Raw genomic sequence first — 25,089 nt, forward strand, 5'->3', positions numbered from 1 at the left:
TGTGAAGCATCCCTGGTTGAACTTTGCGATGGCGCACGGCGAACCCGGGGGTTCGTCACGCGCGCCAAGCGTTCAGCCAAAGCGTGCGGGTGGTTCTGGTTCTGGACCCGTGTCACGCCCGACAAGCGGGGTGACAGGTGTCTGCAATGGCGCACCAGCGCGGAACTGCGGCACCAGGTCGAAGGCGAGCGGCGGAATCAGCGCCAAGGGCACTGCGCAGCCCATCTTGGCGATGCAGTCGGGCGTCATCCCCTGGCATGGCTGCTTCGCAGGTTGAGGCTGCGGCTTTGCGAGCCCCATCATCTCCGCACAATCCGCGTTCATCTGCGCGACCGTCGCAGTCTGCTCGGCCTTCTCGACCGGCATGACTTGCGCAAAGGCAGCCTCCTGACCCAGGAGGCCAAGTATTGCTCCCAAGAGCAGAGCCAAGGAAAACCAGCGCTTCACGCTTCGTCTTTCGGCTTGCAATTTGCCACTGTCAATTCTCGGGCCGGATTCTGCCGGGTTTCAGCAAGTCCGGCAAGGATTGGGCAGTCAGGCCGCGCATCGCCGCTACAGCCGTCGGCCAGATCAAGGAGGGTGCGGCGCATGGCTTCGAGCGCTGCCGCTTTTCGGGCAAGATCCTCGGCATGACCAAGGGCTATGGCCTTGACCTCGCTGCTGGCCCTTTCGCGGTCGTCCCAGAGGCTGAGAAGCGCGCTTATCTCTTCGATCGAGAACCCGAGGTCGCGGGCATTGGCGATGAAACGCAGGCGCTCGACCGAACGTGGGGGATAGTCCCGATAGCCGTTGTCGCGCCGGTCCGGCGGCGGCATCAGTCCGATACCCTCGTAGTGGCGGATCATCCGTTGCGACACGCTCGTCGACTTTGATACCTGTCCGATGTTCATGGACGTTGCTCGCCTGATCGCCGGTGCTGGCCATGATGGTGGCCGCCGTGAAAGAAGTGCAGCAACGGACAGGCGAACAGGAAGGCGTAGGGTAAAAGGCCGAACAGGTGCTGCCGATGCTCCGGGTAGAACAGGTAGCCCGCGATAAGGCCTGTCGATACAGCCGCGAGCAGCCAGGCCCGTTTGCTGGAAAGATTCATAGCGTGATCCTCCTCAGGCGCAGCGAATTGCCGATGACGCTGACAGAAGACAACGCCATCGCCGCCGCGGCGATGATGGGCGAGAGCATGAGGCCGAACAGAGGGTAAAGCGCGCCCGCCGCCACCGGGATACCCGCGACGTTGTAGGCAAAGGCGAAGAACAGGTTTTGCCGGATGTTCGTCATGGTCGCATGACTGAGGTGGCGGGCCCGGGCGATGCCGGTGAGATCGCCCTTAAGCAGCGTGATGCCTGCGCTCTCGATCGCTACATCGGTGCCCGATCCCATGGCGATGCCGACGTCGGCGGCGGCCAGCGCGGGGGCATCGTTCACGCCGTCGCCGGCCATGGCGACGATCCGGCCCTGTTCCCTCAGGCGCTTGACGATGTTGCTCTTCTGGTCGGGCAAGACATCGGCCTCGATGTCCGCGATGCCCAGTCGGCGGGCGATGGCTTCGGCCGTGACGCGATTATCGCCGGTCAACATGATAACATGGATGCCCGCCTCGGCGAGCGCCAGAAGCGCGGCGGGCGTCGTTTTCTTGACCGGATCGGCGACGCCGATCGCACCAGCAACCTTGCCATTGATGCTTAGGAAAATTGCAGTTGCACCTTCGCCCCGCAGACGGTCGGCTCGTTCAGCCAGTGGCTCGATGGAGATGCCTTGTTCATCGAGAAAACGGGCGTTGCCGGCGTGAAGCCGATGACCATCGACAGTGCCAGTGATGCCTTTGCCGACGGGCTGATCGACGTCGCCCGGTTCGCTGATCGCGAGACCTCTGGCTTCGGCTTCCCTGATGATCGCGAGAGCCAGGGGGTGTTCGCTGCTGCGTTCAAGGCTGGCGGCAAGGCGCAGAACGTCGTCCTTGTCGAAGCCGTCAGAAGTTTCGATGGCTACCACCGCGGGCTTGCCTTCGGTAAGCGTGCCGGTCTTGTCGACGACGAGCGTATCGATCTTTTCCATACGCTCCAGCGCCTCGGCGTTCTTGATGAGGATGCCTGCCTGCGCGCCGCGACCGACACCGACCATGATCGACATCGGGGTGGCAAGCCCAAGCGCGCAGGGACAGGCGATGATCAGCACAGCGACCCCCGCGATCAGGCCATAGCCCATCGCAGGGGAGGGGCCGACCAGCGACCAGACGACGAAAGCCAGAGCCGCGACCGCGATCACGGCCGGCACGAACCAGGCGGACACCGTGTCGGCAAGCCGCTGGATCGGCGCGCGGCTGCGCTGGGCATCGGCGACCATCTGGACGATGCGCGCGAGCATGGTGTCGCGCCCGATCTTCTCGGCACGCATGACAAGGCCGCCGGTCTGGTTGATCGTGCCGCCGATCAGCTTTGACGCCGCTTCCTTGGTCACCGGCATGGACTCGCCGGTCACCATCGATTCATCGACCGTGCCGCGACCATCGAGAACCACACCGTCAACCGGCACCTTCTCGCCGGGGCGGACGCGCAAGGTGTCGCCGACCACAACCTCTTCGAGCAGCACTTCCTCATCCGATCCGTCTGCACGGACCCGGCGTGCAAATTTGGGCGACAGATCGAGCAACGCACGGATCGCACCGCTTGTCGTCTCGCGTGCGCGCAGTTCAAGTAATTGGCCGAGCAGGACCAGCACGGTTATCACCGCGGCCGCCTCGAAATAGGCGGGAACAGCACCATGCGCTGTCCGGAATGCAGTCGGGAACACGCTAGGCAGGAGCGCGGCCACCATGCTGTAGGCCCAGGCAACGCCCGTTCCCATCGCAATCAACGTGAACATGTTGAAGTGGTGGCTCTTCACAGAGGCCCAGCCCCGTTCGAAAAACGGCCAACCCGCCCACAGCACCACGGGCGTCGCCAGAGCCATTTGCAGCCAGTTCGACCACTGCTGGCCAATCAGACGATTGAGCCCGAGAAGGTGCCCGCCCATTTCGAGCGCCACCACCGGCAAGGTCAGAATGAGCCCGACCCCTAAGCGCCTTTTCATGTCTACATATTCGGCTGAAGGCCCATCGCTGAGCGTCGGGGTCATCGGCTCCAGCGCCATGCCGCAGATCGGGCAGCTTCCCGGACCCGGCCGCTGGACCTCCGGATGCATCGGGCAGGTCCAAATTGCGCCTGCGGGCGCCGGCTCTGATGGACGCGGCACATCGTCCGCATAGCGCGTCGGATCGGCATTGAACTTTGCATGGCAGCCCGCGCTGCAGAAGTAGTGATGCGCGCCGGCATGGGTGGCGATATGCGGCGTTGTCGTGGGATCGACGCTCATCCCGCAGACGGGGTCGGTGGCCATTCCCGGTGTCGAAGGTCCGGAACGGGCGCAGTGGGTATGATCGTGATGCGACTCGGTCATGCCAGTTGCTCCTTCAGTCGCTACTCCATGAACCTTGACATCATGTCAGGGTCAAGCGGTTTGGCGACTAGTGGCAGATTGAGCGCACCTTCGTTTACACCTGCGTTGGATTGGCGCATTCACCGTCGGGAAAGAGCGCGCTCAGGGGCCTTCTCGTTCATGCCATTGTGCCGATCGTTTTGCGGAAGCGGGCCAACGCGATCAGGAAAAACGCCCCGCCAATCGCCGCGATCGCGAGGAATTGCGGCCAAACCACGTCGAAGCCGGCCCCACGAAACAGAATGCTCTGTGCAAGCTTGACGAAATGAGTAGTCGGCGCGGCTTCCATGAAAATCCGGACCGTTTCGGGCATGCTCTCGCGAGGCGTCATGCCGCCCGACAGGAGTTCGAGCGGCAATAGAACCATCATGAGCAGCAAACCGAATTGCTGCATCGATCGGGCAATGGTTCCAAGGAAAATGCCGAGCGAGGTTGTTGCAAAGATCTGGAGGCCCGCTCCGGCCAGAAATAGCGGCACCGAACCTTGAATTCCGATTGCGAGCACGCCTTTGAGTACGATCATGATGGCGAACGCGCAGGCGATGAGTACGACCAGTCCCATCGCCCAGACCTTGCTCGCCATAATCTCGAAAGGGGTCACCGGCATCACCAGCAGATGCTCGATCGTCCCGTGTTCACGTTCGCGGATCAAGGCCGCGCCGGTCAGCACAATGGAAAGCATGGTGACATTGTTGATCACTTCCATCACCGCGCCGAACCATCCCTCGGCCAGCGTCTGATTGTAACGGGCGCGCACTGCCAATGTCACGGGAGGTTGGGTGGAGCCACGATAATGCTGCAGGAATTCGGCCGCTTCGGCCTGCAGGATTTCCTGGATATAGGCATTTCCCGCGAATGCCTGGCTCATGCGTGTAGCGTCGATGTTGAGCTGGATGGCAGGCCGGCGCCCGGCCAGCAAGTCGCGCTGGAAATTGGGCGGAATGTTGACTGCGAAAGTAAACCGGCCGGCATCAAGACCAGGATCCATGGCGCCCCGCTCGATCAGTGACGGACTGGTGAAATGGGGCGGATAGAAGGCGGCGGTCATGCGTGTCGAAAGGGGCGACCGATCCTCATCGACGATTGCGATCGGTGCATTCTGCAGCGTCTCGGGAAACGCGGTCGCGCCCATGTAGATGGCGAGCGAAAATGCGTAGACGATCAGCACCATCATGGTCGGATCGCGCCAGAGACTGCGCAATTCCTTGACCCCAAGCCGCAGAATGTTCGCTGCCTGCATCTCTATTTCTCCTGTTTGGGGAGCAACAGCGCGCAGGCCGTCAACAGGATCGGAACCGAAATTGCCAGTGCCAGAAGCGGCGACGCGAGATCCGAAAATCCGAGACCCTTGGCAAAGACTCCGCGGGAAATCGTGATGAAATGCGTGGTCGGGTAGACCGCGCCGATATAGGCTGCCGGACCCTCCAGGGAGGACACTGGATTGGAAAGGCCCGAGAATTCCACTGCCGGCAATATCGAGCCGATCGCTGTGGCAAACAGCGCGGCGATCTGGCTGCGCATGAAGATAGAGAACAGCAGCCCTATCGCGGTGGCCGAAAAAGCATAAAGAAGCGCGCCTAAAGTCATAGCTAGCGGATTTCCGGTAATTGGAATTCTGAATAAAAATAGAACAACAATTACCATTAGAAGATAGTTTATCATGGATAGAAGGACATAAGGTAGCTGCTTGCCAAGCAGAAACTCGATTCGCGTGATCGGTGTCACGTAATAATTTATGATCGAACCGAGCTCCTTTTCGCGCACTACGCTGACAGCAGTTAATATGGCCGGTATCAGCATGAGAATGACGGGTATCATTCCCGGGGCAATGGAAACCCGGCTTTTGACGTCGGGATTGTAGCGGTATCGCGTCTCGACATTGATCGCGCCGGCCATAGGTCGGACACCCCGCTCTTGCATGACGGCTTCAATCAGCCACTGCCCGTGCATCGCCTGCAGGTAGCCGCGCACGGTTTCTGCCCGCTGCGGCATTGCGCCGTCGATCCAGACGCCGATCTCGACCGGCCGTCCCCGGCGCAGATCGCGCGCGAAGCCAGGTGGTATTTCCAGCGCGACGCTGAGTTCGCCGGTGCGCATCCGGCGATCGAGTTCTGCGTAATCGCGGATCGGGGGGCGTTCGACGAAATATCGCGAACCCGCAATATTGAAGGCATAGTCTTGGCTGGTTGTTGTACCGTCGCGATCGAGGATGGCGAAGGGAAGATCTTCGACATCCATGCTGATACCATAGCCCATGACAATCAGCAGGAAGACCGTGCCAAGTAGCGCGAGCGTCGCCCTGATCGGATCTCTGCGCAGCTCGAGCATTTCGCGGTATGAATAGCTCATCATGCGGCGCGTACTGAATATGCGGGACCAGACGCTCTTGGGTACGGAATGGGCCGGGGCAGGCGATGCAGGGTTCGAATGATCCTCCCGGACGCTCTGGACAAGGTGCGTCGTCTCGCCGGCGGCGGCTTGCAAATGCGTGACGAACGCATTTTCGAGCGATGTTGCCCCAGCCTGCTCGATGATCTTCCGGGGTGTTTCGCTGACCAGCACTTTGCCCGCATGCATCAGGGAGATGCGGTCGCAGCGTTCGGCTTCATTCATGAAGTGGGTGGAGATGAAGATCGTCACTCTGTCGTTGCGCGACAGGTCGAGCATGATCTGCCAGAACTGATCCCGTGCGATCGGATCGACGCCGGAGGTCGGCTCGTCGAGGATCAGCAACTCGGGCTTGTGGATCATGGCGACTGCCAATGACAGGCGCTGTCGCAGACCAAGCGGAAGTGCCGGAGGCAAGGCATCCATGAGATCGGCGAGGCCGAAGCGCTGCGCCAATTCAAGAACCCGCCCATCCATCTCTTCGGCGGGCACGGTGAACAGCTGAGCATGCAGTTCGAGATTCTGCCGGACGGTCAGTTCCGAATAAAGCGAGAAGGATTGGGACATGTAGCCGACGCGCCGCCGGGTCGAGAGATCCCTGCTGTCGACCGGATGGCCGAAGAGCCAAGCTTGCCCCTCGCTGGCCGGCAGCAGTCCGGTCAGCATCTTCATCGTGGTTGTCTTGCCACAGCCGTTCGATCCCAGAAATCCGAAGATTTCGCCGCGCTCGATGCGGAAATCGACGCGATCGACGGCGGTGAAGTCGCCGAAACGCAGCGTCAGCCCCTGGGCTTCGATCGCGATTTCTTTGGCGCCGTCACCAGTTCGCGGCGATAGTATGATGGGCTGGTGTCCGTGCCGCCGGCTCTCGGGCAGCAAGGAGATGAACGCCTCCTCAAGATTCGACCGTCCCGTCAGCCGGTGGATATCGGCGGGCGTGCCGGTAGCAAGGATGCGGCCACCATCCAGGACGATGAGCCAGTCAAACCGCGCCGCTTCGTCCATATAGGCGGTCGAGATCAGCACGCTCATACCGGGGCGTTCAGTGCGTATGCGGTCGATCAGCTCCCAGAATTGCACGCGTGAAAGCGGATCGACGCCGGTGGTCGGCTCGTCGAGCAAGAGCAGGTCCGGATCGTGAATCAGCGCGCAGCACAGCCCCAGCTTCTGCTTCATACCGCCCGACAGCTTTCCGGCGGGGCGGTCGCGGAAGGGGGCAAGTCCGGTGCTTTCGAGCAGGTCCGTAATCCGCCTCTCCCTTTCACCGGTGTCCTGCCCGAAGAGGCGGCCGAAGAAATCGAGATTTTCGAACACCGAAAGCGATGGGTAGAGATTCCTGCCGAGGCCCTGAGGCATGTAGGCTATGCGCGGAAAGGATTTATCGCGGTGGCGGCGGTCGGCCATGTCTCCGTCAAACACCTCGACCAGACCGTCTTGGATCTTTCTTGCGCCGGCTATCAGCGAAAACAGGCTGGACTTGCCGACTCCGTCAGGGCCTATCAACGCCACCATCCGGCCAGCAGGAATTTCCAGATCGACGCTATCCAGCGCAGAGGTCTTGCCATAATGCAGGCTCACCCCGGCAAGGCGTGCGACCGGGCCGAGGGTGGGTTGCACTGGCTCGGCCGTCATCGCGGCGTTCTGATTGAAAGCTTGGCAGGCCAAGCCACATTGGGATCAACGCGCACATAGGCCATGCCGGGGACGCCGGTCTTCACCTGCCGAGTATAGCGCTGCAGCACCGCCGGATCGATGCGGGCCTTGACCCGGAACATCAGCTTTTGCCGTTCGCTCTCGGTTTCGACCGTCTTCGGGGTGAATTGGGCGACATCGGCGACAAAAGAGACTTTCGCCGGGATGACGATTTCGGGCATTGCATCGAGGACGATCCGGACTTCGCTACCCAACCCCACACGGCCCGCGACCGTTTCCGGCAAAAAGAAGGTTATGAAGACGTCCGAGAGGTTGACGAGGTTGAGCACTTTGCCTCCGCCAGCGACAACCTCGCCGGGCTGGGCAATCCGGTATTGGATACGGCCCGAACTTGGCGCCCTCAGATCACTGTCGGCGATCTCGACATCCAGCCGGCGGATTCTGGCCCGCGCTGCTTCGACATTTGCGCGTGCACCGATCATCTGGCTGCGGGCGGTCTCGACCGCGGAACCGATGGCCGCGAATTGCGCCCGGGCTGCCTCAGCGGCTGCTTGCGCGCCCTCCACCCGCGCCTGATCGTCATCGCGCTCCTGCACCGGTGTTGCGCCTTCGCGAGCGAGCGTTGTGGAGCGCGCAAGACGTTTGCGTGCGACATTCAATTCGGCGGCGCGCTGCCTGACCGTGGCTAGAGCCGCCGCGCGCTCGCTCTGCCGCTGCTCAACCTGGCTCTCCGCGAACTGGATCGCACTCAAGGTTTGCGCGAGTTGAGCAACCGCCTCTGCCCGTTGCGCCAGCAGCGCGTCGGTATCCATATGTGCGACGATCTGGCCGGCCCTGACGGTATCGCCCTCGTCAACAAGGATGTCACGAATACGACCCGGCGTCTTTGCGGAGATGTCGATTTCGACCGCCTCGATGCGGCCATTCCCCCCTACGATTCCGGCAGGAAGGTCTTCGACCTTCAGCATTTGCCAGACGACATAAATTGCCACGGCTACCACAGCGGCAACGACGCCCCTAATAAGCCAAGCCCTGCCCATTGGCTTCATTGTTCCGTTTCCTTGGTGTGCGTCAAAGCCTGCCCCTGATCCGCGTCGGCGGGAAAGCCGCCGCCAAGCGCCGCGTAAAGTGCAATACCGCTGGCGAAATAACCGCTGCGCAACTGGATCAGCGATTGCCGGACCGAAAAGAGGTCACGCTGCGCGTCGAGCACTTCGAGATAGGCGGAGCGCCCGTTGTCGAAGCGCAATTGTGCTAGGCGTGCGCGTTCGGTGAGCGCGGCGAGCATCTCTTGCGTGGCTACGATCTGCTCGGCAAGCTGCTTGCGTGCGACAAGCGCATCGGAGACATCGCGAAAGGCCTCCTGAACCGTCCGCTCATATTCGGCGACTGCGATGCTTTGGCGCGCCTTTGCGAGATCGAGAGCGGCGGCGTTGCGGCCCGCATTGAAGATCGGCACTACAAGAGTCGGGGTAAAACCCCACGAATTGCTCCCGCTCTTGAACAGTCCCCCGAGTTCGGCGCTCGCGGTGCCGAGGTCGCCGGTCAGCGAAATATTCGGAAAGAACGCCGCTCGTGCTGCGCCGATATCGGCCTCGGCCGCGCGCAATCGATGCTCCGCCGCGATGATGTCAGGACGGCTTTCGAGCAGTTCCGAAGGCAATCCTGCCGGCAAGTCCTGGCGAGGGGTCTCCTCGGCAAGTCGCAGCGTTCCGGGCACCAGCTCGACCGAATGTCCGATCAGGAGAGCCAGCGCATTGCTGTTAGTGCCGCGCTCCTGTTCGAGCGCGGCAAGCGTGGTTCTTGCGGCGGACAGCAGCGTCTGCGCCTGTGTCACTTCGAGGTTCGATCCCGAGCCTACCTCATAGCGGCGGCGCAGGATCCGCAAGGATTCCGCGCGCGTGGCGACGCTGTCGCGCGCGATAGCGATGCGCGCATCGAGTTCCTGGGCAAACAGGTAAGTTGCCGCCACCTGAGCAACAAGACTTGCGGAAACGCCGCGCCGTCCCTCTTCGGTCGCCAGATATTGCTCGCGTGCGGCTTCGCGAAGATTGCGCAGCCGCCCCCAGAAATCGATCTGCCAGCCGACGCTGAGCTGCGAATAGAGCTGCGTGCGTTCCGCCGCCTGGCCCGTGAACGACAGGTCAGCCGGAGTGCGCCGCCGAGATCCCGTCAAAACGCCGTCCAGTTGCGGGTAGAGTGCTGAACCCCTTATCCTGAAAGCGGCACGCGCTTCCTCGACGCGCCCGGCCGCGATGCGAATGTCCCGGTTGTTCTTCAAGGCTTCGACGATCAGTTGCCGAAGCTGCGGTTCCTCGAAGAAGTCACTCCAGCCGATCCGGGCGATCGAGCCGGACTGAGGGGCCTGAGCGCCGAAGCTTGCCGGCACTGGCGTATCGGGCCGGACGTGCTTGGGCGCGAACGAACAGCCGCCAAGCACGACCAGAGCGAAAAAAGCTGCGCAAGCGGCCGGTGACATCCGTTCCCGATCCGTCGTCGACTTTGGCCGGCCGGATGCGGAGGGCATTTGACTGATAAGTTGATCCGCGCAATTCGTTTGCTTCAGCCAACCTCGGTCCCGGCAGGAATATCCCACTCCAAAACTGCGCAGTTTTCCGGAGAATGTCGCGCGGGGATTTCCTTTGTTGCGGATCATCGCCAACACTTAACACCTCCAGTTACTGTAGAAGCAAGCGCTGTCTTGCTGCTGGCGGCAGGATATTGATCGATGGACGACGCTTCGCGAACGTAGGAGGACAGGCGGCGGTTTGGTGTAACTGGTATGATGCTTCGAAGTCCATCTGTGCGAGACAGGTGACGGAATCGAATTTGGGCTGGCGACCGGTTTGTCTACCCAGTATCGCAGGAAAAAAGGATATGTCGCAACTTTGTCGACCAAGTGCATCAAGAACTTGAGGGGGTAATTATGAGCGCGCAAAGCCGAAATGGGAAATCACCGCGCACAGCCGTTGCTGTCGCTTTATCTATCCGGTTTCTTGGTGCGGCCGGGACGGTTACCGGGTCTCGCTATCTCGTCGAAGGGCCTCATACCCGGCTGCTGGTTGACTGTGGGCTGTTTCAGGGTGGCAGGGAACTGCGCGAGCGCAATTGGGAAGAAATGCCCGGTGGGGCCGAGACAGTCGAAACAGTCGTTCTGACCCATGCCCATATCGACCATTCAGGCTACCTGCCTAGGCTTGCTCATAACGGTTGGTCCGGTCGAGTACTGAGCACTGCCGGAACTGCGGATCTCTGCCGTCTTCTCCTCCGCGACAGCGCCTTCCTGCAAGAGAAAGACGCCGACTTCTCGAACCGTCATGGCTTCTCGCGTCACCAGCCTGCACTGCCGCTCTACACCGAAGAGGATGCACGGACAGTCCTTGAGTATTTTACCCCTGTTGATTTTGAGACGCCTCATGTTCTTGACGATGACACAAGCGTCTGCTTCCGGCGTGCAGGTCACATCCTCGGTGCATCGAGCGTCGAACTGACGACCCGGGGCCGCAAGATCATTTTTTCTGGCGACCTCGGCCGTTTCGGAGATCCCGTCATGTGCGATCCGGAGTTGCCTGGCGAAACAGACTATCTGGTCGTTGAATCGACCTACGGCGATCGCCTGCACGAACGCGTGGATCCGGAGGAGGTGCTGGGTGCGCTGGTAGAGAAGTGTGTGCAGCGAGGCGGAAGCGTGATCATACCGGCATTTGCGGTAGGCCGCGCCCATTCCCTTCTTTTCCATCTCTCCCGGCTCAAGGCTTCAGGGCGCCTGACCTCGATCCCGGTATATCTGGATAGCCCCATGGCGATCGACGCCAGGGAAATCTATTGCCGCCACCGCGACGATCACCGTCTGACGCCGGAACAGTGCGAAGAGGCATGTAGCGTTGCCGAGTATGTTCGCGACGTCGAGATGTCGAAGCGCCTGTCCCGTGACACCAACCCGAAGATCATCATCTCAGCCAGCGGAATGGCGACTGGCGGGCGGGTGCTCCACCACCTCAAGCAGTTTGCTCCCGATCACCGGAATCTGATCCTGTTTGCCGGTTTCCAGTCTGCCGGGACACGTGGAGCCAAGATGGTGGCGGGTGCGCGCTCTGTCAAAATCCACGGGGAACTTGTCCCCGTGCGCGCCGAAGTCGCCAACCTGACGATGTTGTCGGCCCATGCCGACGCCGACGAAATCATGCGCTGGCTTGCGGCGATCCGGACGCCGCCGCGCATGACCTTCATCACTCATGGCGAACAAGGAGCATCGGAAACCCTGCGAGCGCGCATCGAAAAGGAACTTGGCTGGCCTTGCCGCGTGCCGGTCCAGGGAGAACTGGTCAATCTGGCATGATCTCTCAGGTTCCGAAGGAGTCGCAGCACCCGGAGCATGAGCCACACCTCATGCGTGCGCGGCGCATGGGAATCACGACCAGCCAATATGAGCCTGTCGTATTCATGCGGGAGGATTGCTCCGTCTGCCGCTCTGAAGGCTTGCTGTCTCGTCCAGCAATTTTGGTAAGCATTGGGGGCAGGCAAATTGTCGCGACACTCTTCCACACCTCGTCCGACGCGCTCGCCCCCGACGAACTGGGTATGTCGGAGGCGGCCTGGGCCATGCTTGGTGCTCAGCCGAACGATTCGGTTACCATTCGTCATCCGGCACCGGTTGCATCGCTTGGTGAGTTACGCAGTCGTGTCTATGGCAACCGACTAGGCGAAAATGCATTCCGGTCGATCATCACTGATATCGTTGCCGGGCGGTACAACGACGTCCTTCTGGCTTCATTTGTTACGGCCTGCTCGGCGTTCCCACTTGATCTGGCTGAGACGGTTGCGTTGACCAGAGCCATGGTCGCTTCCGGCGATCGGCTTTCCTGGGGCTCAGACCTTATTGTCGACAAGCATAGCGTTGGCGGGCTGCCCGGAAATCGAACGACACCGATTATCGTGGCCATTATCGCGGCAAATGGCCTTGTCATGCCAAAGACTTCGTCCCGCGCCATTACCTCGCCTGCTGGAACGGCCGACACCATGGAAACCCTGGCGCCGGTCGATCTTGACCTGGCAGCCATCCGCCGGGTCGTCGAACAAGAGAACGGCTGCATCGTCTGGGGCGGCTCGGTCCGTCTGAGTCCGGCCGATGATATCATCATCGGCGTGGAAAGGGTTCTTGATCTCGATGCGGTTGGCCAACTTGTCGCATCGATCTTGTCCAAAAAGGTCGCTGCGGGCTCGACACATCTTGTCATCGACCTTCCGATAGGCCCATCAGCGAAAGTGCGGTCCGCCGCGGCCGCTGAAGCCTTGTCCAATGCGCTTACCTCGGTTGCCGCAGAATTCGGTTTGTGCACCCGGATCATGGAAGGACCGGGGGCGGAGCCCATTGGCCGTGGTATTGGTCCGGCATTGGAGGCCCGAGACGTTCTTGCCGTTCTCACAGGCGTTTCTCCCCCCGAGGACTTGCGCCGCCGCGCGATACAATTGGCCGGCGCGATACTGGAACTTGGCGGACGGGTTCCCGAGGGCCAGGGCGAAGCCCAGGCGGAACTGACACTGGCCAAAGGTCATGCGTGGGACAAATTTCAGCGGATTTGCGAAGCGCAGGGCGGCATGAGGGTTCCTCCGACGTCAAGCCACAGGCACACGCTGACGGCTTCCCGGCCTGGTCGGATATCGTATCTCGACAACCGTAAGCTTGCCAAGCTGGCGAAGTTGGCCGGAGCCCCCGTGGCCAAGGCAGCGGGTGTCGAGATGCATGTGCGGCTAGGAAATCTGGTCGACCACGGGACGCCATTCTGCACGGTGCACGCGGAGAATCGGGGAGAACTGGAATATGCGCTCGCTTTTGCCGAGTCTGACGGCGCAATCTTCTCGGTGACAGAACAAGAAGCGCCGATTTCCTGACTGCGGCGGACACATACCTGCGGTTGGCGGCGGCTGGTGGTTCGGGCAGCGGTTCGGCCTTCGAGTGAGGTTGCCCACGGTGGAATAGGTCGTTTGCGCGAACCTCCCTACTCGCGACCGGGCGGGAGACATTTGCACAAGATATCAAGGGCGCGACCCAGCGGGGCAGCAGTCCCAAAGCGCGCTGCATGGCGGAGGCGCGCGAGGCGTTCGATCTGCCCCGGGTTCAGATACGAGGCTGCGCGATCTCTGCTCCGGAACCGCTCGAGGGGATCAGTCTGTAATAGTGCTTGATCCTCCAGTAGCTTCAGGTGCTAGCTTCAATCGATGAGCACAATCATGAGCGTTAATTGGCGGGTGGCCAATTTGGACTGCGAGCATGACGCGGCGGCGCTGAGTCGCGGATTGGCTGGTTGCCCCGGCATTGCCGATATCGACGTCCTTCCCAAGTCAGCCAAGATCAAGGTGAGCATCGACGTTGCTCAGATTTCTCCGGCCCGTCTTCGGGACAAGCTGAGAGAGATCGGCTTTCCGGTTGTCGAAGGTGCCGAACTTCCGGCACAGCCGAAGCCGTGGCGCAATCCCAAAGTGCTCGCCTCGCTGACATCCGGGCTGCTGTTGCTGACCGGCTGGCTGGTGAGCGCAGCGCCGTCAATGGCTGCCGCAGCATTGCCTCTCAATGTGGCGGCCATTGTCATCGGCGGATATTTTTTCGGGCGGGATGCGATCGAGGAGTTTGTTTTCGAGCGCAGGATCGGCATTCAGATGCTGATGAGTATCGCGGCGATTGTCGCGGCAGCACTGGGGCAACCGGCCGAAGGTGCGGCGCTGGTATTCCTCTATTCCATTTCCGAGGCGGCTGAAGGCTATACGGAGGAAAAGACGCGCTCGGCGATCAAGGCGTTGATGGCGCTAGCCCCCAAGATTGCATTGGTGCGCCGCGATGGCGACGAGATCGAGATTCCAGTCGAGGAACTGGTCGTCGGAGACGTGTTTATCGCCCGGCCGGGACAATCGATGCCGACGGACGGAGAAATCCTGAGCGGTTCTTCGAGCGTAAATGAGGCACCGGTCACAGGTGAAAGCATTCCCGTGGAAAAGCGCCCGGGCGACGAGGTGTTCGCTGGCACCATCAACGGCGAAGCAGCGCTCGAAGTCAGGGCTACTCGCACGCACGCTGACAACACTCTCGCCAGAATCGTGCATATGGTCGAGGAAGCCCAAGAGCGGCGCGGCCAGAGTCAACGCTTCATCGAACGCTTCGGAGCCTGGTACAGCCCGGCCGTACTCGGTCTCGGCATTGCCCTGGCGATCGCACTTCCACTGCTGATGGGCCTGTCGTGGCACGACGCCATGGTGCGAGCGACAATCTTCATTGTCGCGGCGGCGCCTTGCGCGCTCGTGATTTCGATCCCGATCACCATGGTGGCGGCGTTGGGAACGGCGGCCCGCAACGGTGTGCTGATCAAGGGCGGCATGTACATCGAAGCGCTTGGCCGGGTGCGGGTTGTTGCTTTTGACAAGACCGGCACGCTTACGCGTGGGGAGCCGCAGGTCACCGACATTCTGCTGGGCCCAGCCGACGGTGGTGGTCCCGAAACCGAAGAGGCGCTGTTGTCGATGGCGGCGGGCGTGGAGCGGCAGAGCGAGCATCCGCTCGCCCGCGCTATCGTGCGCCATGCGGAACAGGCGGCGCTGCCAATCCCGTCAGCAATCGACTTTCAGTCTACGACCGGCGCGGGCGCCGTCGCTAAAATCGACGGACGGCATGTCCACATCGGCAGTCCAGCCATGTTCGAGGATCGGCTCAATATCGATATTGCCGAAATGAGGCCCGAAATTGTCCGGCTTCAGGATGACGGCAAGACGGTCATCCTGATAGGCGATCACCGGACGGTTTGGGGACTGCTTGCGCTACGTGACGACCTTCGACCGAACGCCCGCAAGGCAATCGCGGCGCTCCACGCCGCCGGAGTGGGGCATGTTGTAATGCTCACGGGCGACAATCAACGCACCGCCCAAGCGATCGCGAGGGAAGCCGGGATCGACGAAGCCTTTGCAGACTTGAAACCGGCGGACAAGGTCGCAAGAGTGCGTGCCCTGGCGAGGGAGCGTGGCCATGTCGCCATGGTCGGAGACGGGGTGAACGATGCCCCTGCGCTCGCCGAGGCGTCGGTTGGCGTCGCTATGGGCGCTGCCGGGACCGATGTCGCCTTGGAGACCGCTGACGTGGCGTTGATGGGCGACGATCTTGAAAAGCTCGTGTTTGGCTTGAGACTGGCCCGGCGCACCCAAGCTGTTGTCCGCCAGAACCTAGTCTTGTCTACTGTCGTGATCGGCGCGCTGATCATCGGCGCTGTCGCCGGGATATTCTCACTTCCCCTCGTTGTCGTGGCGCATGAAATCAGCGAATTTGTGGTCATCGCATCTGGCCTGCGGATGTTGCGTGCGGCCGGAATAGACGCCGCATGAGAACCATCGTCCAGCACGCTGAAGGTTGCTCCGTTTGGACCGCATCGACTGGCTTCGCGATCGCGCTCGAATGGGAAATGGTCGGCCGGACTGCCAGAATGTCGGACCAGATGACTATGACAAGGCGGACCGCTCCATGATTGTCCTGTCGCTACCCGAATGTCAGGCATTCGGATTGAAGCTTGCAGGGGCGCTTGTGGCTGAGCATGCGGTCATTGAAGTCCGCCGTTTTCCAGATGGTGAAAGTTATTTAAGGCTGCCACCGGATCTGCGCGACAGGTCTGTAATCCTGAATTGCACGCTTGCGAATCCCGATTCGAAACTTGGGCCGATAGTCTTCGCTGCGGACGCCGCGCGCGAATTGGGAGCGGCGACTGTTGGTTTGGCAGCACCCTACCTCGCCTATATGCGGCAGGATACACGGTTTTCTCCGGGCGAGGCAGTAACATCGCGCAGTTTCGCGAAAATGCTATCTGCAGCCTTCGACTGGCTCGTGACGGTCGATCCGCACCTGCATCGTCATGACTCGCTAGATGCAATCTATACGATTCCCGCCAATGTTGTTCACGCAGCTCCCCTGCTTGGCGCCTGGATCGGCACCCATGTCGAGCGACCCCTGCTCATCGGCCCGGATTCAGAAAGCGAACAATGGGTGGCGGAATTGGCGAATGTCATCCAAGCCTCCTATGTCGTGCTCAATAAGCAGCGGCTGGGCGACCGCAGCGTAAGAATTGACTTTCCTGATATGAGCCCCTTTGCCGGTCGGTGGCCGATCCTCATCGACGATATCGCATCATCGGGCAGGACAATGATCGAGGCGGCAAAGCGTCTCCATGAACTGGGAATGGCTCGCCCCGTTTGCGCCATCATTCATCCATTATTCGTTGGTGATTCTTTTGCTTCACTCAGTCAATTGAGTTCGAGGATCGTCAGCACCGACACTGTACCACATGAAAGCAACACCATCTCTGTTGCTGGACTTCTTGCGGCCGAAATCGTCCGGATACTCGATAAGTTGGAGCCACCGAGCCAATCTGGCGGATAGGGTTTTGCTTCACCGGAGGTCATGACCAGCACATCCGGTTCGGGGCGCGTCATGCTCCTCTGATCTCAAAGCTGGTCGATGACTCGCTTCAGTTTCTCGCCGACCTGATGCGCGGCTAACTTGAGTTCCTGATTGTCGATCGCCTGCATCGAGGCAAGCGGATCGATCGCGGCCACTTCGCTGTGACAATCGTCCACTTCCTGGACGATGACATTGCAAGGCAGCATCGTCCCAACCTTGTCCTCGAGCTTGAGCGCCTCGTAAGCGAGGGCCGGATTGCAGGCGCCAAGAATCCGGTAATTGCGGAAGTCGACGCCGATCTTGCGCTTGAGCGTCGCCTTGATGTCGATCTCAGTCACGACGCCGAAACCCTCGGTTTTAAGCGCTTCGACGACCGCCTCAACCGCGCGGTCGAAATCAAGCGGCATGATCTTGCTGAAATAGTAGCTCATAGTCACTCCATCTCGAACCGGTCACTGGATCAGGACTGCGCAGTCAGGTCCGTCTTCTTCTGGAGATATTCCTCTCGCTCCAGTTCGCCCTTGGCGTAGCGCTGCTCCAGTATCTCAAGGCTGGACGATCCGCGTCGTTCGTCGACCCCATGCGTGCTCGACCGAAAGATTGAACGGGCGAGCGCCACAAGCCCGATGATGGCAAGCACGATAAGCAACAGGAAGAAGATGCCCTGAAACGGCATCCATCCGCCCCACATCGCGTCCCGGCAGGCGCCATTCGACCACATGGGCATCAAGGCACCTGCTGCCAACAACCGGAATGGCGGTTGACGTTGAAGCGCTGAACCAAAGCCTCCTTTTCGACCGTCACGACGTCTGCCGTAATCGTGTCGTTGTCCTTGGCTGCCACTCGTCCGGGCTTGAGACGCGGATTGCCCATCGCTGCGATCCAGCGTTCGAGATAGGCCTTTGCATCGTCCACGGAGAGATTGAGGTTGGCCGAGGGGGAATTATAGCCCCACATCATGCCGGGCCCCATCATCCCTGGCCCCATCATGCCGGGACCCATCATCATCCCGGGGCCCATCATTCCCATCATGCCGGGTCCGCCACCCTGCATCATGTAGCCACCACAGGTTGTCGCGACCGGCGGGGTCGCAGGCGCGGCTTGAGCCTGAGCGACAGCGGCACCCGCGAGAAGAGCCGAGCCTGCGGCGAACGCAAACCCGAATTGAACGATATTACCTGCCCTACGCATATCATTACTCCTCGTTGTGGAGCCGGCTGAGTCGGCCATTTCAAATATACAGCCTCCAGTAGCTAGAGGAGCAACAACTCGCTGCAGATTATGTTGCTGTGTTGGTAGGCCGAGTCTCTGGAACGCGCTTTGACAGATATCAAAAGCCTTCCGAAGCCATTGACCTCAGGTTGATCGGTTACCATCGGCCGGCTCAGGTCGATTATTGCTTCGTGCACCTCTGTGCGAGCAGCATCGCGGAAAATGCTCAGGCCAGCCTTTCCGTGGGCAGCGTCAATGCATCGAGTATCTTGCAGTCGGCGACTATGCCGTTTTCACAAGCTTTTATTATGCGATCGAGTTCGCCGCGAAGATTGGTCAGATCGGTGATCTTCTGGTCGATCGCAGCGATCTGTTCGCGGGCAATCCCATCGACCGCCTTGCAGGACTGGTCAGGGTGATCGGCAAGGGCCAGCATTTCCCGGACAGTGTCGAGGGAAAAGCCAAGACTGCGGCCTTTGCGAATGAATGTCAGACGCCGGACATCTGCACCATTGTAGACACGGCGGCCAGCGGCCGTCCGTAGCGGCTGGTGCAATACTCCTTCGGTCTCGTAAAACCGGATAGTGTTGACCTTGGTGCCAGTCAGCCTGGCGAGTTCGCCGATCGGCATTCGATCCTGATAGGCCATGCTCACCTCCATATTGCGAATGACTTGCAAGAAAAGCCTTGCTTCTACAGTCACTGGAGGTTCTATCCTCAAGGGATGGACCACGTCGAATCGATTTTGCGCGCACCCTGGCGCGCCCTTGCAGCTTACCGTCAATCGGCGTTCGCATTTCGGCGAATTGTTCCCGCGATTTTCCTGACTTTGGCATTGCCGGGTGTGGCCCGCGCCTCAGATGAAGATGTGCGGACGGCCTGGCGACTGCTTGACTACGTTGCCGTCGACTATCGCGGCGCAGTCGAGCACGGGACCATCAAGAATCCGCAGGAATTCGCCGAGATGATCGAATTCTCGCAATCGGTCGAAGCTAAAATATCAGCCCTTCCGGCGTCGCCTAGGCGCGGGGCCCTGCTTTCCGAAGCCCGAGAGTTCAAGGCGTCCGTCGCGCGCAAGGCCGACCCTGCTGCCGTGGCGACATCGGCGCGTGCACTGAGCGCTCATCTGCTGGAGGCGTATCCAGTACCGTTGACGCCGGACAAGATGCCGGATCTGAAGCGCGGCGCCGCGCTCTATGCGGAGAATTGCGCGAGTTGCCACGGCCTCAATGGAGACGGCCAAGGCACGGATGCAGCCAAACTGGATCCCCGACCGGTGGCGTTTACCGACAAAGTGCGCGCGCGGGAGCGGAGCGTCTTCGCGCTCGCCCAGGTTATTGACCAGGGTCTCGACGGCACGGCGATGCGCGGCTTCAGCGAACTGCCAGTCCAAGACCGATGGAACCTGGCTTTCTATGTCTCGAGATTTGCCTTTGCAGGCAGCGACCGCGGTCAAGCCCTGTGGTCGAACGATCCGGCATTGCGCAAGCGCGTCCCCGATATGGCAACGCTGGCAGGCATGACGCCTGCTGCCCTTGCCGATGGGATCGGTGAGGGAAAAGCCGATGCGGTCATGGCCTATCTGCGCGCGCACCCCGAGGCATTGCAAGCCGCACCAGCGGGATCGTTGAAACTGTCGCGCGACCGCTTGTCACAAAGCCTCGCAGCTTATGAGCGAGGCGACCGCGATAACGCCGCCAAGCTGGCGCTCTCGGCTTACCTTGACGGGTTCGAACCGGTCGAAGCGGTTCTCGCGACCCGCAATGCGTCTCTCATGGGCCAGATCGAAAGCGAGATGGGCAAATTGCGCGCGATGATCGGTCGCGGTGAGCCTGTCCCGGCAGTCAAGGAACAGGTTGCGGCCCTCGATACATTGTTTGCCGATGCCGAAGAGGCGATCTCACCACAAGCGGAGAGCTCTGTCTCGACCTTCATCGGCTCGTTCACGATCCTGTTGCGTGAAGGTGTTGAAGCGCTCCTGATCGTGGTGGCCATGATCGCTTTCCTGCGCAAGGCGGACCGCCCCGAACTGCTGCGCCATGTTCATGCCGGGTGGATCGCAGCATTGGTGGCTGGCGCCGCAACCTGGGCCGTGGCCACGTTTTTCATCGGGGTGAGCGGGGCAAGCCGGGAACTCACCGAAGGGTTTGGCTCGCTTTTTGCGGCCATCGTCCTGCTGTCCGTTGGCATATGGATGCACGGCAAGTCCCAGGCCGGCGAGTGGCAGCGCTACGTTCACGAAACACTGAATCGCGCTCTATCGCGGCAGTCGGCCTGGTTTCTGTTCGGACTGGCCTTCATCGTGGTCTATCGCGAGGTGTTCGAGACCATCCTGTTCTATGCCGCACTGACAGCTCAGGGTAACGGTGCGGTCGTACTAGCCGGGGCTGGCTCTGCGACGCTCCTTCTCGCGGTTTTGGCCTGGATCATGCTGCGATACAGCGCCAGATTGCCGGTGAGCCAGTTCTTCAAATACAGTTCGGCGCTCATCGCGGTTCTCGCCGTGGTGCTTGCCGGAAAGGGGGTTGCCGGCCTGCAGGAGGCCGGGATGATCGGCATCAGCCCGCTCAGCCAGGTCCCGCGAATTTCGGTCCTTGGCCTGTTCCCGTCCTGGCAATCCGTGCTGGCACAAGTGGCGGCGCTTGTCACCGTCATCTGGGGCATTTGGTATAACGAACGGCGAGCGGCAACACGGGAAACAACGAGGCCGGGAGGAGCGTGAGCGATGGCTGATCAATGTTGCGCCAGCGCTTGCGGCCGCAAGGACACACTCAACGATCCGCGTTGGCGCAAGGTGCTGTGGATCGCACTTGGTCTCAATGCGACAATGTTCGCGGTCGAGATCATTGCCAGTATCGTTACGGGATCACGTTCGCTTCAGGCCGATGCTCTCGACTTTCTGGGCGACTCGGCAAACTATGCGATCAGTCTGGGCGTCGCAGGGATGGCGCTGGCATGGCGCGCTCGCGCGGCCCTTGTGAAGGGTCTTACAATCCTGCTGTTCGGGCTGGCTGTTCTGGCGTCGGCTGTCTGGGGCTTGATCGAAGGCGTGACGCCCGATCCACTGGCGATGGGTGTCGTCGGTTTCATGGCGCTGGTAGTGAATGTATCGGTCGCGCTAATGCTTTATCGTTACCGGACCGGTGACTCTAACATGCGCTCGGTGTGGATATGTTCGCGCAACGATGCAATCAACAATCTTCTGGTGATCGGCGCGGGACTCGCCGTGATGTGGAGCAGCAGCGGCATCCCCGACCAGTTGGTCGCTTTCGTCATGGCATTGCTCGGGATCAGCGGAGGCTGGCAGATCGTTCGGCAGGCGACCATCGAACTGAACGAACTGCGGGCGGAAGGGGCGTTGTAGGGGTAACGCATGTCTTCGGCCGTTAGCTTCCTCGCCCTCGTGGCATTCATCATGATGGCATTCCATCGCTTCATTGCCATTCGTCGCCGCACGAGGAACATTGCCGAGGTGGCGAGTGGTCCTGAACCGAAATCGGCGCCCAGATCAGATGATACCAACCACGGTAGACCCAGGTTCATTATATTCCCGAGTTAAGAGGGAAATTGAACGGAATGCTTAAGTCATGTTGAAATCAAGCATGCAAGTAAAGATGGCGCGCGGGCGGGTCGAGGAGCTCAAGGGGAAACTCGATCAACTGAATGGCGCCTACAGCAGGGGCGAGACGCCATCCAATGAGGAGTTTCGGGCAAAGCTTATCGCCGAAATTGGCCAGCTTGAAAAGGATATCGAACTCCACGACCGCTTGCAGATCAGCGACGATACTCTCCTGCCATCCGAAAGTCTGGCAGATCTCCCCGAAACCCTGATTGCGGCCCGAATCGCGCGCGGCATGACCCAAATGGATTTAGCCAAATTCTTGGGGTACAAAATGCAGCAAATCCAACAATATGAGGAGGATCGCTATCGGGCGACCAGCTTATGGCGCCTTATCACGATTGCAGAAGCGTTGGGCGTCAAGATACATCAGGCAGGGAACCTGATGGGAAATCGGACGATGGGTCCTGTCGATGCGACGAAGACAGCCCGTTTTCCAATAGGCGAGATGTACACACGGGGATGGATCGGGCCGTGGGATGGTGGCGCGATCGACGCTGCCAAAGAAGCTCCGGGGCGTCTCGAACGATTCTTGGCCAAGGCCTACGGATCAAATCCCGCATCACGTAACCGTCACGTCAGGTCGAAGGGGGTTCCACATGAGGGAGCCATATCGGCATGGGAAGCCAGAGTGATAAGCCTAGCCGACGCAGGACCGCTCGAAACTGCCTTCGACCCTGCGAAGGTCAATCCCGCATGGGTGCGTACCATGGCTCGGTTCAGCGCGATCCGGGGCGGCGTCAGACGCATCAAGAACCACCTGAATGACATTGGCATCCATTTCATAATCGAGTCGCCTTTGCCAGGCATGCAGATCGATGGAGGCGCCATTCGTACTCCGGCCGGCCAGATGATCGTTGCGTTGACTTTGCGGGATTATCGACTTGAATGGTTCTGGCTTGCGCTCATGTACGAGCTTGGCCATCTCGTTCTCCATATTGCGCCAGGCGAATATGATGGGATCTTCGATGAGATCGCAGCTCCCGCGATGTCGGCAATCGATGAGGATGCCGATGTTTATGCTCGCGAAGCTCTGATTCCAAGCGCGCAATGGCAGTCCTGCAAGTCAAAGGATGCCTTTACGCATGGCACGATCCTGGAGGATGCGGAGCGCTTGCGTATCGATCCGAGTGTGGTGGTAGCTCGTGCGCGAGAACTGTTTCCCGACAAGCGCATGCCAAGCGGGGTGATTCGCGACAGAGACGTTCGGCGACAACTCGGCAACGACACCGAGGGCTGAGCGGCGAAAGGTGCTCCTTTCCCGCAACAGTCTCTCCAGCAGGCGTTCCGAACCAACACCGAAGCCTTGCGCGATTCGGCTCATCCCGAGGGTCTGCTCGAACCTGCGAAGGGCCGCCCTTCATTTGCGGCCCTTCACCCATTTTATCGCCGAACTAGAAAGCGACTCCCAAGGTCCCGACAACACCTGCCTTGGTTTCATTGCGCGTTCCCACTATCATGTCCTTGTCGGTATCGACGTAAGAAACCCCGAGCGACAGATTTTTCCAAGTGTAAGTCGCGCCGATGCTCCAGTCCGTATATTTGTTGCCGAACGTGATGTAGCTTGGGCTGAAATTGTGGCCAATATGCGCCGAAAGGCTGATTGGCGTGTCAGGAATGCCTGCAGAAAGATCGTAGGCATTCGGTGAAGGCCGCGGATCAGGCGGCTTCGCGTTGATCTTCGGCGGCGCGCCAATTCCATGGCAGCAATTCGTGGAGACGGTTCTGGGGGATGTCGGCGATGCGGCTGAGCACATCGGCGAGCCAGGCCTGCGGATCGATGTCGTTGAGCTTCGCCGTGGCAATGAGGCTCAGCATGAAGGCGGTGCGCTGACCTCCGCGATCTGAACCAGCGAAGAGCCAGGATTTTCTTCCCAATGCTATGCCTCTGAGCGCCCGTTCCGCCGCGTTGTTCGAGAGGCAGATACGGCCGTCGTCGAGGAAGGCTGCGAAGGCGGGCCATGCCTTGAGCATGTAATCCATGGCCTCGGCCACATCGCTGTTCTTCGATAGCTTCGACCGGCTGTCGCGCATCCATTCTTCCAGATCGGTAACCAGCGGTGCGCTGAGTTCCTGCCGAAGGGCGAGACGCTCCTGTGCCGGTCTGCCGTTGATGGCGCGCTCGATGTCGAAGATCGCGTCGATACGGCGGACCGCCTCGACTGCCAGTGGCGAGATGACGGCCTTTTTGCGGCGCTTCTTGAGCTGCGCGGCGATATCGGCCAGCTCGAAGAAATAGCGGCGCGCGTGGCTCCAGCATAAAGCACGCGTCAGCGGCGCCGGCAGGCGGTCGGCATGGAACAACGTGTTGTAGCCAGCATATGCATCAGCCTGAAGGATGCCTCTCCAACTGCGCAGATGGCCCACAGGATGTTCGCCCCGGCGGTCACGGGAATAATGAAAGATCGCCGCTGGCGGCGCTGGTCCGCCAAAAGGCCGGTCATCACGGACATAGGTCCAGATCCGGCCCGTATCGGTCTTGGTCTTGGCCAGCACTGGCACCGTCGTATCGTCGCCATGCAACCGCTCCGCGGCCAAAACGTGGGCCTCGATCAGTAGGTAGAGCGGCATCAGCGCGGCGGTGCAGGTGCCGACCTGATCGGCCAGAGTGGAAAGGCTCAGGTCCACGCCTTCCCGGGCATAGCGATCACGCTGGCGGTTAAGCGGTTGATGCGCGCCGAACTTCTCGAACAGCAGCATCGCCAGGAAGCTGGGTCCAAAGAGCCCGCGGGGCGTCACATGGAACGGCGCTGGCGGTTGGGTGATCTTCTCGCAATCGCGGCAGGAGAACTTCTCCCGAACGGTCTGGACCACCTTCCACTGGCGCGGCACGACCTCAAGCGTCTCGGTGATATCCTCGCCCAGCTTGCACAGCCGATCCGAGCCGCAGCAGGGGCAGGCCTCGGGCGCGGCGATGACGACGCGTTCGCGTGGCAGATGTTCGGGCAAGGGCTTGCGGGCGGGCCGCTTGCGCTCGAAAGGCACGACGTTGGTCTTCGCTGCTGCCAGCGCAGCCAAGAGCTCATCTTCGCTGGCAGCGGTCTCGCACTCCTCGAAGGCCAGTTCCATCTGATCGAGCAGATGGCGCGTGCGTTCCGATCGCTGGCCGAAAAGGGTGCGGCGCATCTTCTCGTTCTGCAGTTCGAGAAGGGCGTTACGGGCTTCCAGGTCGGCGTTGATCGCCTTGATGCGGGCGACTTCAGCGGCAACAGCTTCCGCAGCGGCGAGCCGCTCGCGAAGGCTATTGATCTGTGCTTGCGCCTCGTCCCCCATGCCGGCGCGTATAGCAGAAAAGCGCCGGAATCCCTAGCTTTTT

General features: G+C 60.6%; 21 protein-coding genes. 7 read left to right on the forward strand and 14 right to left on the reverse strand.

The features are described from left to right. Nucleotides 1-72 precede the first annotated feature (72 nt). The 8 genes from NUH86_RS02210 to NUH86_RS02245 form a co-directional block, all read right to left on the reverse strand. A complete protein-coding gene (locus NUH86_RS02210) occupies nt 73-447 on the reverse strand; it encodes a hypothetical protein (protein WP_267251074.1) in 375 nt (124 codons plus the stop codon). Then, entirely contained in the window at nt 444-890 is a 447-nt protein-coding gene (gene cueR / locus NUH86_RS02215) for a Cu(I)-responsive transcriptional regulator (protein WP_267251075.1), read from the reverse strand. Before cueR ends, NUH86_RS02210 begins: the two co-directional genes overlap by 4 nt. Next, nucleotides 887-1,090, reverse strand: a complete 204-nt coding sequence (locus NUH86_RS02220) for a DUF2933 domain-containing protein (protein ID WP_267251076.1) — start codon at nt 1,088-1,090, stop codon at nt 887-889. The genes cueR and NUH86_RS02220 overlap by 4 nt, the downstream gene beginning before the upstream one ends. Continuing rightward, complete coding sequence (locus tag NUH86_RS02225) at nt 1,087-3,432, reverse strand: heavy metal translocating P-type ATPase (protein ID WP_416365337.1); 2,346 nt, start codon at nt 3,430-3,432, stop codon at nt 1,087-1,089. The genes NUH86_RS02220 and NUH86_RS02225 overlap by 4 nt, the downstream gene beginning before the upstream one ends. Nucleotides 3,433-3,589: 157 nt before the next feature. Further along, nucleotides 3,590-4,711 (reverse strand): ABC transporter permease, encoded by a 1,122-nt coding sequence (locus NUH86_RS02230; protein ID WP_267251077.1) that lies wholly within the window; start codon nt 4,709-4,711, stop codon nt 3,590-3,592. A gap of 2 nt (nt 4,712-4,713) precedes the next feature. After that, on the reverse strand, nt 4,714-7,491 hold the full coding sequence (rbbA, locus tag NUH86_RS02235) for a ribosome-associated ATPase/putative transporter RbbA (RefSeq protein ID WP_267251078.1): 2,778 nt from the start codon (nt 7,489-7,491) through the stop codon (nt 4,714-4,716). Then, nucleotides 7,488-8,561 (reverse strand): HlyD family secretion protein, encoded by a 1,074-nt coding sequence (locus tag NUH86_RS02240; protein ID WP_267251079.1) that lies wholly within the window; start codon nt 8,559-8,561, stop codon nt 7,488-7,490. Before NUH86_RS02240 ends, rbbA begins: the two co-directional genes overlap by 4 nt. After that, nucleotides 8,558-10,168, reverse strand: a complete 1,611-nt coding sequence (locus NUH86_RS02245) for an efflux transporter outer membrane subunit (RefSeq protein ID WP_267252009.1) — start codon at nt 10,166-10,168, stop codon at nt 8,558-8,560. The genes NUH86_RS02240 and NUH86_RS02245 overlap by 4 nt, the downstream gene beginning before the upstream one ends. Nucleotides 10,169-10,438: 270 nt before the next feature. Between NUH86_RS02245 and NUH86_RS02250 the strand changes: the two genes are divergently transcribed. The 4 genes from NUH86_RS02250 (at nt 10,439) to NUH86_RS02265 (ending at nt 16,921) form a co-directional block, all read left to right on the forward strand. Further along, on the forward strand, nt 10,439-11,851 hold the full coding sequence (locus NUH86_RS02250) for an MBL fold metallo-hydrolase RNA specificity domain-containing protein (protein WP_267251080.1): 1,413 nt from the start codon (nt 10,439-10,441) through the stop codon (nt 11,849-11,851). 50 nt (nt 11,852-11,901) lie between these two features. Continuing rightward, complete coding sequence (locus tag NUH86_RS02255; protein ID WP_267251082.1) at nt 11,902-13,404, forward strand: thymidine phosphorylase family protein; 1,503 nt, start codon at nt 11,902-11,904, stop codon at nt 13,402-13,404. Nucleotides 13,405-13,743: 339 nt separating this feature from the next. Further along, nucleotides 13,744-15,876: a heavy metal translocating P-type ATPase gene (locus NUH86_RS02260; protein ID WP_267251083.1), complete on the forward strand. Its 2,133-nt coding sequence runs from the start codon at nt 13,744-13,746 to the stop codon at nt 15,874-15,876. Nucleotides 15,877-16,012: 136 nt separating this feature from the next. Further along, on the forward strand, nt 16,013-16,921 hold the full coding sequence (locus tag NUH86_RS02265) for a ribose-phosphate pyrophosphokinase (RefSeq protein ID WP_416365355.1): 909 nt from the start codon (nt 16,013-16,015) through the stop codon (nt 16,919-16,921). Between the two features lie 65 nt (nt 16,922-16,986). On the opposite strand, the gene NUH86_RS02270 is transcribed toward NUH86_RS02265, so the two are convergent. The 4 genes from NUH86_RS02270 to NUH86_RS02285 form a co-directional block, all read right to left on the reverse strand. Beyond that, the gene (locus NUH86_RS02270; RefSeq protein WP_267251085.1) at nt 16,987-17,373 is read right to left on the reverse strand and encodes a DUF302 domain-containing protein; all 387 of its coding nucleotides are present in this window, start codon (nt 17,371-17,373) and stop codon (nt 16,987-16,989) included. Nucleotides 17,374-17,402: 29 nt separating this feature from the next. Beyond that, the gene (locus NUH86_RS02275) at nt 17,403-17,669 is read right to left on the reverse strand and encodes an SHOCT domain-containing protein (RefSeq protein WP_267251086.1); all 267 of its coding nucleotides are present in this window, start codon (nt 17,667-17,669) and stop codon (nt 17,403-17,405) included. Next, nucleotides 17,669-18,172: a hypothetical protein gene (locus tag NUH86_RS02280; RefSeq protein WP_267251087.1), complete on the reverse strand. Its 504-nt coding sequence runs from the start codon at nt 18,170-18,172 to the stop codon at nt 17,669-17,671. The genes NUH86_RS02275 and NUH86_RS02280 overlap by 1 nt, the downstream gene beginning before the upstream one ends. Nucleotides 18,173-18,380: 208 nt before the next feature. Continuing rightward, a complete protein-coding gene (locus tag NUH86_RS02285) occupies nt 18,381-18,803 on the reverse strand; it encodes a MerR family transcriptional regulator (protein WP_267251088.1) in 423 nt (140 codons plus the stop codon). Nucleotides 18,804-18,878: 75 nt separating this feature from the next. On the opposite strand from NUH86_RS02285, the gene NUH86_RS02290 reads away from it, so the two are divergent. From NUH86_RS02290 to NUH86_RS02300, 3 genes are all read left to right on the forward strand, one after another. Then, nucleotides 18,879-20,876, forward strand: coding sequence for a cytochrome c/FTR1 family iron permease (locus NUH86_RS02290; RefSeq protein WP_267251089.1), 1,998 nt, complete (start codon nt 18,879-18,881; stop codon nt 20,874-20,876). 3 nt (nt 20,877-20,879) lie between these two features. Further along, nucleotides 20,880-21,518, forward strand: coding sequence for a cation transporter (locus NUH86_RS02295; protein ID WP_267251091.1), 639 nt, complete (start codon nt 20,880-20,882; stop codon nt 21,516-21,518). 223 nt (nt 21,519-21,741) lie between these two features. Next, nucleotides 21,742-23,013 carry an XRE family transcriptional regulator gene (locus NUH86_RS02300; protein ID WP_267251092.1) on the forward strand — a complete coding sequence of 424 codons (1,272 nt, stop codon included), beginning with the start codon at nt 21,742-21,744 and terminating at the stop codon, nt 23,011-23,013. 154 nt (nt 23,014-23,167) lie between these two features. Here the strand turns inward: NUH86_RS02300 and NUH86_RS02305 are convergent, their stop codons facing one another. Both NUH86_RS02305 and tnpC read right to left on the reverse strand, forming a co-directional pair. Then, entirely contained in the window at nt 23,168-23,530 is a 363-nt protein-coding gene (locus NUH86_RS02305; RefSeq protein ID WP_267251093.1) for a TorF family putative porin, read from the reverse strand. Further along, on the reverse strand, nt 23,433-25,046 hold the full coding sequence (gene tnpC, locus NUH86_RS02310) for an IS66 family transposase (RefSeq protein WP_267251094.1): 1,614 nt from the start codon (nt 25,044-25,046) through the stop codon (nt 23,433-23,435). The genes NUH86_RS02305 and tnpC overlap by 98 nt, the downstream gene beginning before the upstream one ends. Nucleotides 25,047-25,089: the final 43 nt, after the last annotated feature.

Origin of the sequence: Sphingobium sp. JS3065, from assembly GCF_026427355.1 — a bacterium.
Lineage (GTDB): Bacteria > Pseudomonadota > Alphaproteobacteria > Sphingomonadales > Sphingomonadaceae > Sphingobium.

Coding starts and splice junctions, on each gene's coding strand:
- cueR (WP_267251075.1), bottom strand. CDS start 890: ATGAACATCGGACAGGTATCAAAGTCGACGAGCGTGTCGCAACGGATG.
- NUH86_RS02220 (WP_267251076.1), bottom strand. CDS start 1,090: ATGAATCTTTCCAGCAAACGGGCCTGGCTGCTCGCGGCTGTATCGACA.
- NUH86_RS02225 (WP_416365337.1), bottom strand. CDS start 3,432: ATGACCGAGTCGCATCACGATCATACCCACTGCGCCCGTTCCGGACCT.
- NUH86_RS02230 (WP_267251077.1), bottom strand. CDS start 4,711: ATGCAGGCAGCGAACATTCTGCGGCTTGGGGTCAAGGAATTGCGCAGT.
- rbbA (WP_267251078.1), bottom strand. CDS start 7,491: ATGACGGCCGAGCCAGTGCAACCCACCCTCGGCCCGGTCGCACGCCTT.
- NUH86_RS02240 (WP_267251079.1), bottom strand. CDS start 8,561: ATGAAGCCAATGGGCAGGGCTTGGCTTATTAGGGGCGTCGTTGCCGCT.
- NUH86_RS02245 (WP_267252009.1), bottom strand. CDS start 10,168: ATGATCCGCAACAAAGGAAATCCCCGCGCGACATTCTCCGGAAAACTG.
- NUH86_RS02250 (WP_267251080.1), top strand. CDS start 10,439: ATGAGCGCGCAAAGCCGAAATGGGAAATCACCGCGCACAGCCGTTGCT.
- NUH86_RS02255 (WP_267251082.1), top strand. CDS start 11,902: ATGCGTGCGCGGCGCATGGGAATCACGACCAGCCAATATGAGCCTGTC.
- NUH86_RS02260 (WP_267251083.1), top strand. CDS start 13,744: ATGAGCGTTAATTGGCGGGTGGCCAATTTGGACTGCGAGCATGACGCG.
- NUH86_RS02265 (WP_416365355.1), top strand. CDS start 16,013: ATGATTGTCCTGTCGCTACCCGAATGTCAGGCATTCGGATTGAAGCTT.
- NUH86_RS02270 (WP_267251085.1), bottom strand. CDS start 17,373: ATGAGCTACTATTTCAGCAAGATCATGCCGCTTGATTTCGACCGCGCG.
- NUH86_RS02275 (WP_267251086.1), bottom strand. CDS start 17,669: ATGCCCATGTGGTCGAATGGCGCCTGCCGGGACGCGATGTGGGGCGGA.
- NUH86_RS02280 (WP_267251087.1), bottom strand. CDS start 18,172: ATGGCCGACTCAGCCGGCTCCACAACGAGGAGTAATGATATGCGTAGG.
- NUH86_RS02285 (WP_267251088.1), bottom strand. CDS start 18,803: ATGGCCTATCAGGATCGAATGCCGATCGGCGAACTCGCCAGGCTGACT.
- NUH86_RS02290 (WP_267251089.1), top strand. CDS start 18,879: ATGGACCACGTCGAATCGATTTTGCGCGCACCCTGGCGCGCCCTTGCA.
- NUH86_RS02295 (WP_267251091.1), top strand. CDS start 20,880: ATGGCTGATCAATGTTGCGCCAGCGCTTGCGGCCGCAAGGACACACTC.
- NUH86_RS02300 (WP_267251092.1), top strand. CDS start 21,742: ATGTTGAAATCAAGCATGCAAGTAAAGATGGCGCGCGGGCGGGTCGAG.
- NUH86_RS02305 (WP_267251093.1), bottom strand. CDS start 23,530: ATGTGCTCAGCCGCATCGCCGACATCCCCCAGAACCGTCTCCACGAAT.
- tnpC (WP_267251094.1), bottom strand. CDS start 25,046: ATGGGGGACGAGGCGCAAGCACAGATCAATAGCCTTCGCGAGCGGCTC.